This is a genomic window from Zunongwangia endophytica (assembly GCF_030409505.1).
Taxonomy (GTDB): Bacteria; Bacteroidota; Bacteroidia; order Flavobacteriales; family Flavobacteriaceae; genus Zunongwangia; species Zunongwangia endophytica.
In genome coordinates this window covers 1,213,071-1,230,402 of the sequence record NZ_JAUFPZ010000002.1, presented here as the reverse complement: position 1 = coordinate 1,230,402, position 17,332 = coordinate 1,213,071, and the positions used below count along the sequence as shown (strand labels likewise).

Annotated in this window: 20 protein-coding genes; 2 read left to right on the top strand and 18 right to left on the bottom strand. The window is 31.9% G+C overall.

Annotated elements, in window-relative coordinates; genetic code table 11:
* Both QWY91_RS05575 and QWY91_RS05570 read right to left on the bottom strand, forming a co-directional pair.
* Entirely contained in the window at positions 1-813 is an 813-nt protein-coding gene (locus tag QWY91_RS05575; RefSeq protein ID WP_290232441.1) for an oxidoreductase, read from the bottom strand.
* Positions 814-1,016: 203 nt separating this feature from the next.
* A complete protein-coding gene (locus QWY91_RS05570; RefSeq protein ID WP_290232439.1) occupies positions 1,017-1,745 on the bottom strand; it encodes an IS3 family transposase in 729 nt (242 codons plus the stop codon).
* A 43-nt stretch (positions 1,746-1,788) separates the two neighbouring features.
* Between QWY91_RS05570 and QWY91_RS05565 the strand changes: the two genes are divergently transcribed.
* Together QWY91_RS05565 and QWY91_RS05560 are read left to right on the top strand one after the other, a co-directional pair.
* Positions 1,789-1,950: a hypothetical protein gene (locus QWY91_RS05565; RefSeq protein WP_290232437.1), complete on the top strand. Its 162-nt coding sequence runs from the start codon at positions 1,789-1,791 to the stop codon at positions 1,948-1,950.
* Between the two features lie 364 nt (positions 1,951-2,314).
* Entirely contained in the window at positions 2,315-3,544 is a 1,230-nt protein-coding gene (locus tag QWY91_RS05560) for an EthD family reductase (RefSeq protein WP_290232435.1), read from the top strand.
* 12 nt (positions 3,545-3,556) lie between these two features.
* On the opposite strand, the gene QWY91_RS05555 is transcribed toward QWY91_RS05560, so the two are convergent.
* From QWY91_RS05555 to QWY91_RS05480, 16 genes are all read right to left on the bottom strand, one after another.
* Positions 3,557-4,426, bottom strand: coding sequence for a helix-turn-helix domain-containing protein (locus tag QWY91_RS05555; RefSeq protein WP_290232433.1), 870 nt, complete (start codon positions 4,424-4,426; stop codon positions 3,557-3,559).
* Positions 4,427-4,577: 151 nt separating this feature from the next.
* Positions 4,578-5,432, bottom strand: coding sequence for an IS3 family transposase (locus QWY91_RS05550; protein ID WP_290232431.1), 855 nt, complete (start codon positions 5,430-5,432; stop codon positions 4,578-4,580).
* Positions 5,429-5,800 carry a transposase gene (locus QWY91_RS05545; RefSeq protein WP_290232429.1) on the bottom strand — a complete coding sequence of 124 codons (372 nt, stop codon included), beginning with the start codon at positions 5,798-5,800 and terminating at the stop codon, positions 5,429-5,431. The genes QWY91_RS05550 and QWY91_RS05545 overlap by 4 nt, the downstream gene beginning before the upstream one ends.
* Positions 5,801-6,282: 482 nt before the next feature.
* The gene (locus QWY91_RS05540) at positions 6,283-7,149 is read right to left on the bottom strand and encodes an IS3 family transposase (RefSeq protein ID WP_290232401.1); all 867 of its coding nucleotides are present in this window, start codon (positions 7,147-7,149) and stop codon (positions 6,283-6,285) included.
* Complete coding sequence (locus QWY91_RS05535) at positions 7,146-7,535, bottom strand: DNA-binding protein (RefSeq protein WP_290232399.1); 390 nt, start codon at positions 7,533-7,535, stop codon at positions 7,146-7,148. The genes QWY91_RS05540 and QWY91_RS05535 overlap by 4 nt, the downstream gene beginning before the upstream one ends.
* Positions 7,536-7,805: 270 nt before the next feature.
* Entirely contained in the window at positions 7,806-8,342 is a 537-nt protein-coding gene (locus QWY91_RS05530) for a hypothetical protein (RefSeq protein ID WP_290232427.1), read from the bottom strand.
* Positions 8,343-8,564: 222 nt separating this feature from the next.
* A complete protein-coding gene (locus QWY91_RS05525; RefSeq protein WP_290232425.1) occupies positions 8,565-9,122 on the bottom strand; it encodes a DUF1572 family protein in 558 nt (185 codons plus the stop codon).
* 1,070 nt (positions 9,123-10,192) lie between these two features.
* On the bottom strand, positions 10,193-10,375 hold the full coding sequence (locus QWY91_RS05520; RefSeq protein ID WP_290232423.1) for a hypothetical protein: 183 nt from the start codon (positions 10,373-10,375) through the stop codon (positions 10,193-10,195).
* 168 nt (positions 10,376-10,543) lie between these two features.
* Complete coding sequence (locus QWY91_RS05515) at positions 10,544-11,410, bottom strand: IS3 family transposase (protein WP_290232401.1); 867 nt, start codon at positions 11,408-11,410, stop codon at positions 10,544-10,546.
* Positions 11,407-11,796 carry a DNA-binding protein gene (locus QWY91_RS05510; RefSeq protein WP_290232399.1) on the bottom strand — a complete coding sequence of 130 codons (390 nt, stop codon included), beginning with the start codon at positions 11,794-11,796 and terminating at the stop codon, positions 11,407-11,409. The genes QWY91_RS05515 and QWY91_RS05510 overlap by 4 nt, the downstream gene beginning before the upstream one ends.
* 237 nt (positions 11,797-12,033) lie before the next feature.
* Positions 12,034-12,615, bottom strand: a complete 582-nt coding sequence (locus QWY91_RS05505; RefSeq protein ID WP_290232421.1) for a hypothetical protein — start codon at positions 12,613-12,615, stop codon at positions 12,034-12,036.
* A gap of 185 nt (positions 12,616-12,800) precedes the next feature.
* Positions 12,801-13,250 carry a hypothetical protein gene (locus QWY91_RS05500; protein ID WP_290232419.1) on the bottom strand — a complete coding sequence of 150 codons (450 nt, stop codon included), beginning with the start codon at positions 13,248-13,250 and terminating at the stop codon, positions 12,801-12,803.
* A gap of 155 nt (positions 13,251-13,405) precedes the next feature.
* The gene (locus QWY91_RS05495) at positions 13,406-14,101 is read right to left on the bottom strand and encodes a hypothetical protein (RefSeq protein WP_290232416.1); all 696 of its coding nucleotides are present in this window, start codon (positions 14,099-14,101) and stop codon (positions 13,406-13,408) included.
* Between the two features lie 169 nt (positions 14,102-14,270).
* Positions 14,271-15,188, bottom strand: coding sequence for a helix-turn-helix domain-containing protein (locus tag QWY91_RS05490; RefSeq protein WP_290232413.1), 918 nt, complete (start codon positions 15,186-15,188; stop codon positions 14,271-14,273).
* A gap of 82 nt (positions 15,189-15,270) precedes the next feature.
* On the bottom strand, positions 15,271-15,993 hold the full coding sequence (locus QWY91_RS05485; RefSeq protein ID WP_290232411.1) for an SDR family NAD(P)-dependent oxidoreductase: 723 nt from the start codon (positions 15,991-15,993) through the stop codon (positions 15,271-15,273).
* 267 nt (positions 15,994-16,260) lie between these two features.
* On the bottom strand, positions 16,261-17,133 hold the full coding sequence (locus QWY91_RS05480; protein ID WP_290232409.1) for an XAC2610-related protein: 873 nt from the start codon (positions 17,131-17,133) through the stop codon (positions 16,261-16,263).
* Positions 17,134-17,332 lie beyond the last annotated feature (199 nt).

Genomic DNA, 17,332 nt, shown 5'->3' with positions numbered 1-17,332 from the left:
TTACTTTGTCTGGCTCATTATTAATCTTTCTAACATTTTATCAGACAAAATACTTCGTAAAAACAACAAAGGTTTTGCCATAGAACCACCAGAATATCGTGTTTTCGGCTTGTTTGCTTCAATTCCTTTTTTAATTAATCTTGCAATTACTATAGGTTCGGAGTTGTTGCTTTCCGTTTTTCTAAAACCTTTTTCTGTTCCCTTCACCATTTCTTTGTACGCGGAGTTCCCTGAAACACGAACCAAGCTTTCCAAAGCGATATCACCCCATTCTGATTTTATTCCACCTGGTTCAATCACAATTACATCTATACCAAATTGTTTTACTTCCATTCGTAGTGTGTCACTTAATGCTTCAATCGCAAATTTACTTGCATGATACCAACCGCCCAAAGGCAAAGCAATTTTTCCGCCAACCGAAGAAATGTTTACGACCTTACCGTAATTGTTTTCTCGCATTTTTGGTAAAACTAATTGAGTTAAACGCATTGCACCGAACACGTTTACTTCCATTTGGTATTTTGCGTCCTGCATTGTAACGTCTTCAATAGCACCTTCCGAGCCGAAACCTGCATTGTTCACCAATACGTCAATGCTACCAGCTTGATTGAAAATCTGTTCAAAACAAACCGTAATGCTTTCGTCCTTTGTAACGTCCAAAGCAATAGGTTTAATCCCGTAATTTTTAAGGTCTTGCATTTTTTCTATTCTGCGGGCAGCACCATAAACATTGTACCCGTTTTGTGCTAAATAAATAGCGGTTGCTTTTCCAATTCCCGCCGAAGCTCCTGTTACTAAAACTGTTTTTGCCATAATTATTGTTTTTATATGGGGCAAAGTTAGTTTGAGTCCTACAACAAAGGTTTCGCGAAACGTTCAAAATGGTGTCTTGAGACGTCCATTTTTACAAATTTTTGGTTAAGCTTTTTTTAAGTTTTGTCGTCTTTTGATTTTTGCACGGTGGATGTGTATTATACTGAAATAGGTTGACCATTTTTGGTTCAATTTTCGACATTTTAAATGGTCAATACTCCTAAATTCTGTTTGTTCCTTTTGTAGGAATGATAGTCTACATTTTTATTCAAATGAACAAAGTTAGGGGTGTTCAATTTGAGACTAAAATGTGGTCGCTTGTTATTATAAATTTCCAAGGCTCGTTTGACCATCTTCTTTGCTAATTTAGTATTTTTTATGGTACGTTTTAAATCGTATTCATATTTGAGTGTTCTGTTGATTCTTTCTGCTATCGCATTTTCGTAAGGATCATACTTTTCGGTCATACTCATAAGTATTCCGTTTTGCTCAGCGAAGCTGGTATATAAAGGGTTACAATACTGGATTCCGCGATCGGAATGATGGATGAGTTTCTGATTCTTGTATTTTCTATTTTTAAGCGCCATTTTAAGGGCATCTACACAAAGTGAGGTTCTTATATGGCTTGCTAGTTTGTACCCCATAATTTGCTTTGAATAGGCTTCTGTGAACAGAACCAGGTAACTATGGCCGCTCTGTGTTTTGATATAGGTGATATCACTTACCCAAAGTTGTTCAGGTCTACTAGGTACTTTATTCTTTATCAGGTTTTTGTATTTAAAGAATCGATGTTTTGAATCGGTTGTGATATGGAATCGCTTTGTTTTAGGTACTAAAAGATTGTTGATACGCATTACTCGATAGAATTTATCCCTTCCTATTTTAATACCTTTATATGCCCGCAATGACTGCTGTTCGGTGTAATCCAACACTTAAACATTTTATGACCTGCTAAAACCTAGAAAAGCCAAACCTATGATTGCTTTGGTGGCAGTTGAGCGAAAATTATTGGTGTTGATGTATAGTTTATGGAAAAATGAAATGGATTATGATATGGAGTATGAACAAAAAAAGACAGCAAGAACCGAAGTCCTTGCTGCACAGGATAGAAGCAAAATAATATTAACTTCTTCCTAAAATTTTCCTCAAAAAATTTGTTTTATAACACAGTACCTCGCAAGTTGCGGGAGTAGGGACACGGACTTGTCGGCTTAACAATTTTCTTTCCTAATTTCTAAAATTACACTTTTTCACTGATACCCGTCATTTGCGATGAACCGATGTTGTGCAAAGTTTGATATGTTCGAAATTTCATAAAAAATTACTAATCAAGTAAATGTGCAACTTTTTGTGAAATTTGTACCAGTTTTTTGATTCAGGGCCTGTCTACATTTGTATTTCAAAGGAAATAATTATGAAGTACAAAATAATTTGCATTATTATGGGATTTCTTTCCTTTTGTTTACAACCCATAACTGCTCAAAACAACAAAAACATACATATGAAAAAAGACAAGAATTTTATTAGAGGTATTGATCATATAGGTATAACGGTTCCAGATATTGAAGCTGCAACTAAATTTTTTCAAAACGCCTTTCAAGCTGAAACATTATATGATGTACAACCGAAAAATCAAGAACCAATGATGGGTTCGGAAGTTGAAAATCAATTGGGATTACCAAAGGGAAGTAAGGTTATACATATGAGACTTCTTCAAATTGGCGAATCTATAACTATTGAATTATTTAGGATCGAAAATGCTACTCAGGACGATGCCGCTTCATTAAATGATTATGGTCTACAACATTTAGCAATTTATGTTGACGATATAAAAGAAACTGTTAGGCTGTTTACAGCCGCAGGAGGGGAACTGCTATCTCAACCTCATAGTTTAGCAAATATGGAGAATCAGCCCGGTAATGCCGGAGTCTATGGAAAAGCACCTTGGGGAACTTTAATTGAGTTGATTACATACCCAGGAGGTTTGAAAGATAAATCTATCACTAGATGGACTCCAAATCCCCAGGGGAATATCACGCAGACTGGCGCTCAACGGATGGTGAAAATGACCATGTTGTTAAAAAGGAAACCGGAAATAAGTCACGACGAATTTGTTAAACATCATATAAAAAAGCATGGGCCACTTTTTCAACAAATACCCGAAGCTCAAAGTCATGTAATACGCTATATTCAAACACATCCTATAAAAAAGAAAACAGATGCTGTAGAAACTAATTCGTATGACGGAACAGCCGAAATTTGGTTTGATAGTCTTGATGGTTTAAAAACTGTTCTCACATCAGATTTTTATAAAAACAGAGTATTTCCAGACGAAAAAACATTTCTAGATCACGAAAATACCTTAATAACAATTGGATATCAGGATGTAATTATAGGAGGTGATTTTGAGACAATTGAAAATAAATCATTAGACACATCAGAGAGAGAAAGCAAGATTACGGCAATTACGACTTTAGAATATAGTGAGGAAAATTCTGAAGAAAAGATTTTAGAAGCATTGAAGCAGCTAAAGTCGCATGTATTAATGGAAAAAGGTTGTCTTTCTTTCTCACTTTCACAAGTAGATAGTAAATTCATCATTTATGAAACGTTTAAATCTAGGAAAGATTTAAAAACTCATAAGTCTCAATCTTACGCAAAAACTTTTGAGGAAAAACTTAGTAACATGAATATTAGTAGTAAAGTTCAAATCCTAAACTCTATTAACTAAGTTAAATTTCACTTATTGATCACCTTCTTTATTATTCTGAGGGTGATTTTTTTTATATTGGGATGGAGACATTTTGGTACAATTCTTAAAGAACTTACTGAAATGACTGGCATCTGCAAAATTAAATTCTAAAGAAATTTCTTTAATACTCTTTCGGTTAGCAATAAGACGTTTTTTAATTAACTCTATCTTATATCTATTCGCATATTGGCTTAAGTTCATACCAAAATTTCTTTTAAACCACATACTAAAATAGTTTGTAGATATGTTGAATTCACCACTTAAGTGATTTGCTCTTATTTTTTCAGGAAAGTAAATATTTTCATGAATGAAGGAAATGAGGGAATCTTTATCTAATTCTTGATTTTGAATGGCATTGATTTCGTTTTTCATTGTCTCTTGAATAATGCCAAATACAGCAAGAATATGTGTGTATATTATTGATGAGGGCATGATATTCGAAGGAGATTTCAAATTATAGTATGCAATATTCTCCATGATATTTTTCATCATAGTCTTTTGGGCATCACTCAACGCTATCTTCGTTTCCTTTAGAAATTTTATTTTCATAAATTCTACTGGAGAAATTTTTATTATGCCAGAATTTTTATACAGAGCGCCATCTTGGAAATAGTTTTCAGTGAATTTGATAAAAATGAAATGTGTATATTCCACAATATCGAAATAGTGCTCATCATTAGGAGATAGAACAAATACATCACCTCGAGAATACTTATTTTTAATACTGTTTACGAAATGTTCTCCACGTCCGCTGAATATATAAATTAGCTCATAATAAGTATGACTGTGTGAAGGAAGATGAAAGCTTTCTTCTGCATAATCGTGAATAACAAGAGATTGGAATTGTTTAAGTTTAATCAAATCTTATTTGGTTTTTAAAAATTCTATGGTACAATTTCAATCAAGTGTAAAACATAATAATAACCTATTACAAAATATTTAAAAAATGTTTGAAATGTAGCTTGAAATCAAATGTCTAGTCCTGAAATATGGCTACAGTTTAAAAATTGATTTAAGCTGTTAATTTATATACCATATTTGGTGTTTGATAGTCTAAAGATAAATGTAATCTTATTTCATTATACAAATTAATTGCATTTTTTGTAGCCCTCTTAGCGTGTTGTAGGCTATCAAAGGTCTGGTCGAGATAGAACTCGTCTTTTAATATGCCATTTACACGTTCTGCCATCGCGTTTTCATAGCAATGATTCTCTTGGGTCATACTGATTCCTATGTCATTTCTTTTAAGGATCTGTGTGTATACATTGCTGCAATACTGAATACCTCGGTCTGAATGGTGTATAAGTGCGTCAATATCTTTAGCTTGATATAAAGCTTTATTCAAAGCTCTTACACATCCTTTGAGTTCCAAGCTGTCGCTGATGTCATAGCCAACAATTTTGCGACTATGCATATCTGTAATGAGTGCCAGGTAACAAAAGCCTTTTATAGTTCTGATGTAAGTGATATCGCTCACCCATACTTGGTTTGGTCTAGTTGTTTCTACATCTTTAATGATATTCTTATACTTGTAGAACCTGTGTAATGAGTTCGTTGTTCTAGAGCTGTATTTTTTTCTAAGTGTGAGCATATCGTGTTTTCTAAGAATGTTGAATAAAGTATCTCTACCTATTTTTAAATTGGCATTTTTAAACTCTTTGTCGAGTGATCTGGTCAGTTTTCTAACACCTTCCCTAGGAAGGGATCTGCGCCTTTTCTTGACTATGGCAACAACCTTATTTTCTACTTCTGAACGTTGGTCTTCTCTATGTTTGTATTTATAGTAAGCATCACGTTTAAGCCCAAAATAGGCTATTATGGCTGAAAGTGATGCAGATCCTCTGGATTTCTCCTTGGCCTTGATCAAGGCTTGATACTTAGTTTTTTTTTAAGTTCAAGTACTGATTTATAGCCCAGTTGTTCTGCCGCCACTTCAAGATAAGAATCTTCTATTAGGGCATCCATATCCTTTTTTAAAAGGAGTTTCTTGAGTTGTTCAATTTCTTTTTGAAGCTGTTTGATCCGTGTAATCTCATCTTTTGTTTTCACAGTCACTCTGGTGTTCATAAGGTCTTTACGGTTATATTTCCTGATCCACTCGTTGATGGTTGTTGGAGCAATACCGTAAGCTTTACCTAGTTGATACTTGTTTAATTTTCCTGCCGTAAGTTCGTCTAAAATTTTTAGTTTGAACGATTCGGAATACCGTCTGATTACTCTGTCATTTTTATACATAATGTTTGAAATTATGTAGCCTTTATTCAGGACGGGTCAAAATTTTGCACAACGTGTTTGTATATGGTTTGTTGCGTGGTTTAAGCAACTAATTTAGTAAATAATTACCGACCAAGAAAGTCCGCGAGGACTTTCGTAAGTAAGCTAGAACTAGCCATTAATTTTATACGTCTTAAGTTTGATTCTTATTAGATTTATAGTATAAATCAGAAAGAACAAAGAGAGGATTAAGGTTATGATATACGGTGAAGCGTTAGACTTCGGCAACATTGATAATCCCCTCTCTTTAACTACTTTGATTACGTTCAGTTCTTTGAGGCTTTAGACCTCGTTTTCAAGTTGTTGTGATCACGATAGTATGCTCTTTCATAAAATCAGTTCTTATGGATAAATATAAAGAAACTTTTGGAGTTGATATCAGTAAAGATGTTTTTGTATTATACTGAAATAGGTTGACCATTTTTGGTTCAATTTTGGACATTTTAAATGGTCAATACTTCTAAATTCTGTTTGTTCCTTTTGTAGGAATGATAGTCTACATTTTTGTTCAAATGAACAAAGTTAGGGGTGTTCAATTTGAGACTAAAATGTGGTCGCTTATTGTTATAAATTTCCACGGCTCGTTTGACCATCTTCTTGGCTAATTTAGTGTTTTTTATGGTACGTTTTAAATCGTATTCATATTTGAGTGTTCTGTTAATGCGTTCTGCTATCGCATTTTCATAAGGATCATACTTTTCGGTCATACTCATAAGTATTCCTTCTTGCTCAGCGAAGCCGGTATATAGTGGATTACAATACTGAATTCCTCGATCGGAATGATGGATGAGTTTCTGATTTTTGTATTTTCTATTTTTAAGCGCCATTTTAAGTGCATCTATACAAAGAGAGGTTTTCATATGGCTTGCTAGTTTATACCCCATAATTTGCTTTGAATAGGCGTCTGTGACCAGAGCCAGGTAACTATGGCCACTCTGTGTTTTGATATAGGTGATATCGCTTACCCAAAGTTGTTCAGGTCTACTAGGTACTTTATTCTTTATCAAGTTTTTGTATTTAAAGAATCGATGTTTTGAATCGGTTGTAATATGGGATCGCTTTAATTTAGGAACGAGTAGGTTATTCATTCGCATTACTCGATAGAATTTATCTCTTCCTATTTTGATACCGAGTCGGTTCATATCATCCTTTAATTCTTTATAGAGTTTAATCCCACCGGTACGCATTCCATACTTACTTCGGTAGTCTTTTATAAGCCGAATGATCAGCTGTTGCTGAACTTGTCTGGTCTTTTGAGATCTTAATTGTTTATAAAAAGCTTGTTTAGAAATCCCAAAACATTTGATCAACCATTTTCTTTTGAACGGTTTAGTTTCTTTTTTTCGATCTCGTCTGCTAATGTTTTGGGCAAAGACTTTTTTGCCATATCAACTCCTGTAATAAGTTCCATGTCAGCAATAATATCTTGCTGGAAGTCTTTTACAAACTCGAGTTCCTCTATTTTTTCTTTAAGTTTCTTGATTTCATCTTTCTTGCTCATCACTAGTTTCTTTTGTTCTAAAGTACTGTATTTTTTTAACCAGTAATAGATGGAAGCTCTGGAAACTTGATATTTAATAGCAGCACGATTAATAGAAATCTGTGCATTTTGGATCTGATCGATGATCAGCAGTTTAAGATCGTAACCTACTTTTTTGTAGGAATTTTTTCGACAGTGTTCATTTTGTTCATTCATTAGGTATAGTACTAAAAGGTTTAATTTTTAGTCAACCTATTTCAGGAAAGTACATTCTTTTCACTTGCAGCTAACGTGATTGTATATGAAAAGTAGCTTAGAAATTAGTAATTAACTTTTCTCCATAAAACAAGCCAAATCTTTTGCATTTTGTTTTTAACTTTACTTTTTAAAAGCCAAATCAAAAGATTTGGTGACTAACCAAATATACCAAAAATTTCAGTTTAAACAGACCTAGCTATTTTTTATATACGTTGTTGTAAAACGTTTTTATTTGCTGTCAAATAATCCTCTCGCAGACAAATATCCGTTCTTCTGTTCAGTAAATAGTTTTTCTATACTTTCTCCTTTTAAGCCTTTCCAATTTCCATTTCTGTCTTTTTCAATTGGGTCAAATATATATTTTTGATGATAGTATTTGTTTTTTTCTTCGCTATAAGATAAGTAGAGTAGTACGTTTTGGTAATCTTCAAATGCAGGTCTTCCATAATGGTCGTATGCATCAAATTCAACCGTATCTGTTCTCAGTTCGTTGTAAACATTCCTTATTACTTTGTATTTATTTCTGAAACCTTTATCCATAACATAACTTTTAAATATCAAAGTGTCTCCTGTTATTGAGTCAATTTCCATTCGTTCATTGTTTTCATTTGGGTCAAATTCAGTTACAGATATTTTTTCTCCGATAAATGCATATAGATTTACAGAGTCATTTGTAATTTTGAATTCAGATTCTGTATCAATTTTAGTCGACTTACAACTAATTAATATTATTAAAATCCCTAAAGTTGTTAGGATGCGGTTCATTTTGTTCAAATGTTTTACAACGTGATTGTATATGGCTCGTAGCGTGCAAATTCGCAATTACTTTTCGGTTGAGCACGAGCCGAATTTTTCAATTTTCTTATTACCTTTTTTTCAATAAGCCAAATTAAAAAATTTGGCGGACTTCGCAAATATGCCGAAACTTCGATTAAGCAACTGCCCAGCTATGAGCTATATACGGTGTTGTGCAACGTTTTTTATCCGTTATATTATATCATCTGAAAAATGTCCACCGTGTTTTCCTTTCGAGAATTTGGCTTTATTAAAATCCGATGAATTTCCTTTTGGGATTGTCAAACTTTTCCATTCTTTTTCTTTAATCATTCGCCCGATATAAACGATTTGTCCAATGTGATATGAATAATGAGCAAATTGTCGATTTATAGCCTCTAAAATTGAATGAGATTGATTTCTAATAAATATTTCCGTATCAAAATTCTCTTTATTTATCGAGTTCAAGGCGTCAAATAAGCATTCCCAACCGTCATTCCATTTTAATAATAATTGTTCTTTTGTTTTAATTACTGATTCAAATTCCAAATCACGATTCCGCCATTCTTTTTCGCCGTCAGAAGTAAGGAAATCAGTCCAACGTGATTTCATATTTCCTGAAAGATGATTCACTATTATCGCGATTGAATTCGATTCTTCGTTGAACTGCCAAAAAAAATCCTTTTCATCAAGTTGCGAAAATGTTTTTTCTCCTACAGATTTGTAATATTCAAACTGCTTTTTAATGCTATTCAAATATTTTAATTCCATTCTCGATTTTTTTTCAAATGTTGCACAACGGTTTGGGTTATGATTATGTTGCGTTGAAAATCCGCTAGGATTTTCAATTGTGGAAATAAATTTAGCAAAAAAGCTTGAATTTTCGGTAGAAAATTCAGTAGCAATTAATTATAACCATTGTTGCCTTTCTGTTGCGACACGTTTTGCTGAGAACGAGCCGCTTTTACGTTTCATTATTTTATTAAAAGTCATTGAATTTTCATTTGTTACTCAATAAACGAGTAGGAGAGAAGTTAAATTAGAAAATCGACTTTAAAATCATCCGTTTTGAATTAATTTTTTTTGGATTCTAGAGTTTCATCAATTTTATTTTCGGTTTGAGTAAGCTTTTTTTCTTTAGATTTTGTTTGTCAGAATTAATTTTCATCATTTTTTTCCAGAAGATTGAATTTTAGAAAAAACGACTGAATTTTATCAATTTTCGCTTGTTTAGATTTATTTTTTCTATCAAATTGAGTTTAAATTGTTCTTTTTAAACTATTAATTATTAGAAATCTTTATCAAATAGTTTTTATTTTCTATAATTTTTGATTTAAAAAAAAGTGATTGAATTTAATCGATTTTGGATTGTTTTAATCCGATATTTTATCAATTAATATCCGCATAGTTTTTTGTTATGAGCAATTGAAGGCAACGGTCTCGGTTAACACAAGTTGCGGAGTTAGGGACGCGGATTTGTCGACTGAGAACTTTGTTTATTAGAACTTTAAAATACACTTTTTTACGAAATACCGCTATTTGTGATAACCGTTGTTATATACTGTGGCGACACGTATTGTATTGTATAAGAATTCCAATTTTTTAAATCGATTCAATTTGACATTAATTAATATCAAAGAAAGTATTTATTATTGATCAATTTAATTAGAGTTTTTTCATTCAGATATTGCGGTTTCCAGAGCAAAATCTAAAAATATTAGAGTCCCAGTAATTGAAAAAAATGCCTAAGATCTTTGAAATTTACTTTTAATTAATCATTGAATTTATTTATTTTTTTTAATTGGAACTTATATAGTAAAATACTATGATTAATTAGTCAACTAATTGGAGTGGCTTAAATGATAAATAGCTTGTCCGATTTGTTCTCCAGATAAATAAGCAAATCCAATTATAAATATGGAAGCATATAATCCGATAAATATTTTTTTTAATTTTTTTGTTTTAGATTCTTTTATACTGTAAAAAGCTCCTATTGCAATTAAACCCCAAAAGAAATAATCCATATCTATTTTTAAATTATAATTTATTTTTCATTTTCATTACTGAAGTATTAGTTGGCTTTTTTTAAAAAAAGTTACATTTTTATCAAAATTTGGAACTTAAAAATTTCATTTTTCGTTTTTGTATTATACTGAAATAGGTTGACCATTTTTGGTTCAATTTTGGACATTTTAAATGGTCAATACTTCTAAATTCTGTTTGTTCCTTTTGTAGGAATGATAGTCTACATTTTTGTTCAAATGAACAAAGTTAGGGGTGTTCAATTTGAGACTAAAATGTGGTCGCTTATTGTTATAAATTTCCACGGCTCGTTTGACCATCTTCTTGGCTAATTTAGTGTTTTTTATGGTACGTTTTAAATCGTATTCATATTTGAGTGTTCTGTTAATGCGTTCTGCTATCGCATTTTCATAAGGATCATACTTTTCGGTCATACTCATAAGTATTCCTTCTTGCTCAGCGAAGCCGGTATATAGTGGATTACAATACTGAATTCCTCGATCGGAATGATGGATGAGTTTCTGATTTTTGTATTTTCTATTTTTAAGCGCCATTTTAAGTGCATCTATACAAAGAGAGGTTTTCATATGGCTTGCTAGTTTATACCCCATAATTTGCTTTGAATAGGCGTCTGTGACCAGAGCCAGGTAACTATGGCCACTCTGTGTTTTGATATAGGTGATATCGCTTACCCAAAGTTGTTCAGGTCTACTAGGTACTTTATTCTTTATCAAGTTTTTGTATTTAAAGAATCGATGTTTTGAATCGGTTGTAATATGGGATCGCTTTAATTTAGGAACGAGTAGGTTATTCATTCGCATTACTCGATAGAATTTATCTCTTCCTATTTTGATACCGAGTCGGTTCATATCATCCTTTAATTCTTTATAGAGTTTAATCCCACCGGTACGCATTCCATACTTACTTCGGTAGTCTTTTATAAGCCGAATGATCAGCTGTTGCTGAACTTGTCTGGTCTTTTGAGATCTTAATTGTTTATAAAAAGCTTGTTTAGAAATCCCAAAACATTTGATCAACCATTTTCTTTTGAACGGTTTAGTTTCTTTTTTTCGATCTCGTCTGCTAATGTTTTGGGCAAAGACTTTTTTGCCATATCAACTCCTGTAATAAGTTCCATGTCAGCAATAATATCTTGCTGGAAGTCTTTTACAAACTCGAGTTCCTCTATTTTTTCTTTAAGTTTCTTGATTTCATCTTTCTTGCTCATCACTAGTTTCTTTTGTTCTAAAGTACTGTATTTTTTTAACCAGTAATAGATGGAAGCTCTGGAAACTTGATATTTAATAGCAGCACGATTAATAGAAATCTGTGCATTTTGGATCTGATCGATGATCAGCAGTTTAAGATCGTAACCTACTTTTTTGTAGGAATTTTTTCGACAGTGTTCATTTTGTTCATTCATTAGGTATAGTACTAAAAGGTTTAATTTTTAGTCAACCTATTTCAGGAAAGTACATTTGGAGCCATTGTATATAACGGTTACGGTTAAGGACAAGTTGCCGGAGTAGGGGACACGGATTTGTCGGCTTATCGAATAAATTTAATTAGTTTCTAAAATAACAATTTTAGCGCTTTACCGGCTATTTGCCTTAACCGATGTTGTGTGTAGTTTTACTTCTCTAACTTTCTTATTTAGTTGCTATAAATCATCTCTATTCAGTTTCGTATCAAAAACTCTTTCGAACTCCGAAATATGTTTTTTGACATTCGGTGAATTTTGGAACAATTTCCATATATCAGTAGCACCTTTAAAACGATTTATTATTTTTCTTTCTTTATACCAGTCGAACAATTTTATCGCACTTTTTCCAGCTACTTTACCAACATTTAAATCTTCAATTATGTTTGTAGCACTATTAGAATCAATAGCATTATCTAAAGATTCTTCAAAATTTGATTCTTTTGCAACTTCCCAGAATTGATAAATTAGTCTACTATCCTTATTGTATTTCTTATTGAAAGTTGTCCAAAACTCATTTAGCTCATCGATAGCATCAAGTTGTTCTTTAATGTTCCCAGCTTCGTTTATTTTACATTCATATTTGACGATTGATTCTCTTAGTTGTGTAAAATCTTCTCTTAATTGCAACATTTTATCAGGAATGTCTGATATGTTCTGACATTGAGAAAGTAATATGTTTACTAGTGGAGGAATTGTCTGATTTGAATAACCAAAATACTGATTTATTTCATTCTGTTTTTCTTGAAATGAATCTGTCAACTTTTTAATAATTTCTCTGCCAATACCTCTCGATTGAATTTCTTTTACCTGAAAATTATAACTATAAAATGGAAGAGTAGATTGAATATTTGTGCTTTTAGTTACTTCACAAAATTTTGAATAGAATTTTTGTGGAGAATTTTTACTTACTGTTGCGACATATCCATCGTCGACTCGACCAATATTTAAATATGGAATTTCTTTATTTCTTTATCTACAAAAGTAAGAATGAGATATTTTTCTCGAGTTTCTTTTGCATGAAGCCCATTTTCTATAAAATCTTTTATTCTTTCTTGATAAGATTTCGGATTTTCTGGATCAAAACTTCCTAATGCTACTACTTGTCCAATTTCATTTCCAATTCCTCCAATCGCACTTAATTTTTGAGTTTTAGAAAGTAATTCTAAAATTGGTCTACCATTTGGAAAAATAGCTTTAGAAACTATCTGTAGATGTTTAAATTCTTGACTAGATAAATAAAATGAACTATTTAATATAAATGCTTCTAAAAAGGTATTTAAAGAGTAAATAAAAATAGCATTTGGTTTTCCATAACCTCCAATTACATAATCTAATTCATCAATCAAATTGATGCTTATGTAAGTCGAATTATAATTCAGATTTATATTTGTCATTCTGTAAAATTACACACAACGGTCTCGTATAACCGTCAGTTACGGGTTAAATTAGCGATTATTTTTGGTTTAGCACTGACGCTCGCAATTCCGAGTGGATTCGGACGTAGTCGAATCCGCCGTAATTGCGGTTATACATTGTTGTACAACGTACTTTATTTTTCATTATCGATAAGCCAAGGTTGTTCAAATTCTGTTGTTTTTGTCAATTCCTTTCTTAATTTTTCTCGGTCTAATTCCAATTCCGAATATTCTGCTCGTTCATAGAGTAGGTTATAAGCTGATTGATTAAATCCGTATTTTTTTAATGTGTAAAAGTCAGTTACCGCTTTTTTAGAATTCAGATTTTCGTTATCAAACTCAATTTTCAATAAGTCAACTAAAGTGTCATTTTCAAACTGATTTTGATAATTCAGTGGTTTTTTATCAGATTTCATTGAGTTAAATTCTCGGATAATTTCATAAACGATTGAGTCATTTTGTTCTGCTTTTCTCCGATTCCAAAATTCAACGTAATATTTTGTTTGTATTTCTGGTTTGCTGTAAGTCAATTCCAAACTGTCCATTAAATTCTCGAAATTCCGTTTTATATAAATTCCTTGAATTAAAAATTCATTGTCATTTTTAAAAATCAGGTTTTTGAGTTTGTCGTAACCAAATTTTTTAAATGATTCGTGAACAATTTTTAGATTTTCAGGTTTTCTAATCCACGAATTTTTTGTCCAATCTCCATTTCTTAAATCGAAAAATGAGGTTTGGTTTTCCACATAAAATTCCAATTCAGATTTCTTATCGTTTTTACAAGACAGAAATAAGAAAATCAGAAGTAAAATTGTTAGCAGTTTGTTCATTTCGGGTATGTTGTACAACGGGATAGTATAACAATCAGTTGCGGATTGGTTAGAAACTAATATAAATAAAATTACCGACTTTTATGTTTGCGCTGTTGTGTCCGCAGCCCGCAATTGTTGTTATACGGTGTTGGCAGCTGTCTTTCTTGTAGAGGAAACGGAAGTATAATTATTGAAAAAATGATTTTCTAAATTGAATAGGGGATTGTTCCGTCTTTCTTTTAAATAACTTATGGAATGATTGAGCATGTGTAAATCCTAAATTATAGGCTATTTCGTTTACTGATTCTTCTGTGGTAGATAATTTTAATTTTGCAATTTCAATTATCTTTTCTTGAATATGTTGCTGCGGGGTTTGTCCTGTTATTTCTTTTAAGAGCCTGCTTAAATATTTAGATGTAATATGGAGTTTTTCTGCTAAAAGTTGTACACTAGGTAGACCTTTTTGCAACGCGATGTCTGATTTAAAATAGTTTAACAATGAGTTTTCAAACCGTTCAACAATATCATAATTAGTTATTTTTCTGGTATTAAATTGACGTTTATAAAAACGCTCAGAATATTGAAGTAAAGTCTCTATATGAGCGATAATAATGTTTTGACTGTATTGGTCAATATTCGTTTGATATTCTTTCTTTATTGCATCCAAAACAGATTCCAGTGTTACTTCCTCTTCTTCTGAAAGGAACAAAGCTTCATTTATGGCATAGTCAAAAAAATCATATTTCGATATTGTTTTAGCCAAAGAAGTATTCCAGATAAAATCAGGATGAATCAATAACATCCATCCTGATCTTTCTTCATTACTACTTGGGTCAGGCTGAATGCGAAACACTTGTTTAGGTGCTACAAAAAACATAATGCCATTATCGCAATCATACCGTTGTTGACCATAATACATTTTACCTTGCAGACCACGTTTTATAGCAATAAGATAAAAATCAAGCATCCAGCTAGAATCCCGTTCTCTTTGAGAAACATTCAACCCAGCATAATTAATAATACTTACTAAAGGATGCTGTGGAGCTTCTAAACCCGATAATGAATGAAACTCTTCTATCGTTTTTACTTTACAAATCTTCTGCATTTAGATACTTACTTACAATAAATACAAAATTAAGCATATAATTATCATATTAGCGAACTAAAAATTAAATCTATTAGGTAACTTACCAAGAAACTTCTCCCTGATCACCATAAAACTTTCCAGAAGTAAAAAGAGTTGGTTTATTAGCTATTTTAACAATAGGAGTGGCACCTTCTTCAACCGTTTTTGTTCCTTGATGATCATTGAGATCGGTTGATGTATAGCCTGGTGTTACGCTAAATACCTTGAAGGGGCTATCTTCTAATTCATTGGCAAGCATCACCGTAAATGCATTTACAGCAGTTTTTGATGCTCCATAAGCACTCCAAATTTCCAAATTAGGATCTTTTCCTGTTGACGAATGGATTTCTAGAGATGCAACTTCACTGGAAATATTAATGATAATTGGCTGTTCTGCTTTCTTCAGTAAAGAAAAAAATTCTTGAGTTACTTCAACAGTACCAAAGAAATTAGTGTCAAATATATTTCTTAACGTTTTGATATTATTATGACAAAACTTTTGTGGTTGAATACCACTAATACCAGCATTATTGATTAAAATATCTAAAGAATCAATTTTTGACGCTAGCTCAATTTTACCTTGCTCTATTGATTTGCTATCTGCTACATCGAGCTGAATCCAATCAACACTATTTAATCCTTGGTTTTTAAGACTTTTCAGAGCTTCCAATGCATTATTTTCACTTCTGCAGCCTATGTAAACTTTATATCCAAGCTTACTCAACTGTTTAGCCGTTTCAAATCCTATTCCTTTGTTGCCTCCTGTTATTAAAACTGTTTTCATCTTGATAAATTTTATAATGATTATTTGTTACAAATTTATCAAGGTTTGGATGGTTAAAAGTAGCTGAATAACACAAGTTTGTAGCCTAATGTAAGAATATTTGTAGCCTAATGTAAGAATAATAGATTGCAGCCAACGGTTTTGTATAACAATCAGTTGCGGATTGATTAAACACTAAGATAGCTAAAATTCCCGATTTTGTGCTTGCGTGGTCGTATCCGCAATAGACAAATCCGCAATTGTTGTTATACGGTGTTAGCACCAGTTTTATTCACATTCAACTTCAATAAAATCTTTTTGCTTTTCATCATAATCAAGGCATTCTTCTTCTATTAAAACCATTTCATTATCGACCACTTTATAAGTAGCGTTCCTATGACTTCTACCAGCACAACATTGATTATGTTCGTAAATGAGTTTTGATTCATTATCAAATTCTAAAGAAGTCCCGCTAAAATTACTTTTTATATACTGGTTTGAATTTGGGTCCCTTAAGATGTAAATACTCGAGGTATTTGGTCCAGCATAACTGGCCTCAAAAACGGAAAAATCTTCAATACCGTCAAAGTTGTAATCTCCAACACTCACGTTATCAATTCCGAACAGTTGGCAATCTAATTCTATAGTTTGTATTAGTTTGTCTGACTTTTTTTCAAATATTTTCACACCAGAAATTCTTCCATAGAGTTGTCCTTTTTCTTTTGTGATTATCGTTTTGAAATAATGTTCCTCTGTAGTGTTTGATTGAATAAGTTCCCTAGTTTTCCATTCAACATTATTACCATAATCAATTTCAAAATCTTTTTTTAATGAAATTGGATAAGTTTTAGATCCATCAATACTAATCCATTTTCCTTTAATGGTTTTATCACTTTCTTTGAAATCTTTAAAAATCAAAATGGCAGATTTTTTTTCGGAATAATCTTTTTCAAAAAGTTTTAATTCTCCATCTTCTAATCTACCATTAATTGTAATTGGAGTATCAAATTTGTCATAAACATAGTAAGCACGTGAATCGCCATCTTTGTAATGATACATTATTAATGTTATGTTATACTTTCCTAAATTACCAGAATAGCTAGATTGACTATTTCCAGAAATTGAAGTTAGTATCATTAATAATAAAAGTTGTATTTTCATTTTTGTCAAATTGGTGCTAACGGTTGTGTATAAGAATAGTAGGGCTGAAAAAAGGTGACTACCATTCGGTTGGACACAAGCCGAATTTTTAAATTTTTCTTATTATCTTTTTTTCTCAATAAGCCAAATTTAAAAATTTGGCGACCTTGCAAAACCACTATTGCCATTGGGTTAAGCACTTATTGCCCTATTATTTTTA

Coding starts and splice junctions, on each gene's coding strand:
- QWY91_RS05495 (WP_290232416.1), bottom strand. CDS start 14,101: ATGAACAAACTGCTAACAATTTTACTTCTGATTTTCTTATTTCTGTCT.
- QWY91_RS05565 (WP_290232437.1), top strand. CDS start 1,789: ATGATTGCTTTGGTGGCAGTTGAGCGAAAATTATTGGTGTTGATGTAT.
- QWY91_RS05520 (WP_290232423.1), bottom strand. CDS start 10,375: ATGGATTATTTCTTTTGGGGTTTAATTGCAATAGGAGCTTTTTACAGT.
- QWY91_RS05525 (WP_290232425.1), bottom strand. CDS start 9,122: ATGGAATTAAAATATTTGAATAGCATTAAAAAGCAGTTTGAATATTAC.
- QWY91_RS05490 (WP_290232413.1), bottom strand. CDS start 15,188: ATGCAGAAGATTTGTAAAGTAAAAACGATAGAAGAGTTTCATTCATTA.
- QWY91_RS05530 (WP_290232427.1), bottom strand. CDS start 8,342: ATGAACCGCATCCTAACAACTTTAGGGATTTTAATAATATTAATTAGT.
- QWY91_RS05560 (WP_290232435.1), top strand. CDS start 2,315: ATGAAAAAAGACAAGAATTTTATTAGAGGTATTGATCATATAGGTATA.
- QWY91_RS05510 (WP_290232399.1), bottom strand. CDS start 11,796: ATGAATGAACAAAATGAACACTGTCGAAAAAATTCCTACAAAAAAGTA.
- QWY91_RS05545 (WP_290232429.1), bottom strand. CDS start 5,800: ATGTATAAAAATGACAGAGTAATCAGACGGTATTCCGAATCGTTCAAA.
- QWY91_RS05535 (WP_290232399.1), bottom strand. CDS start 7,535: ATGAATGAACAAAATGAACACTGTCGAAAAAATTCCTACAAAAAAGTA.
- QWY91_RS05500 (WP_290232419.1), bottom strand. CDS start 13,250: ATGACAAATATAAATCTGAATTATAATTCGACTTACATAAGCATCAAT.
- QWY91_RS05575 (WP_290232441.1), bottom strand. CDS start 813: ATGGCAAAAACAGTTTTAGTAACAGGAGCTTCGGCGGGAATTGGAAAA.
- QWY91_RS05480 (WP_290232409.1), bottom strand. CDS start 17,133: ATGAAAATACAACTTTTATTATTAATGATACTAACTTCAATTTCTGGA.
- QWY91_RS05485 (WP_290232411.1), bottom strand. CDS start 15,993: ATGAAAACAGTTTTAATAACAGGAGGCAACAAAGGAATAGGATTTGAA.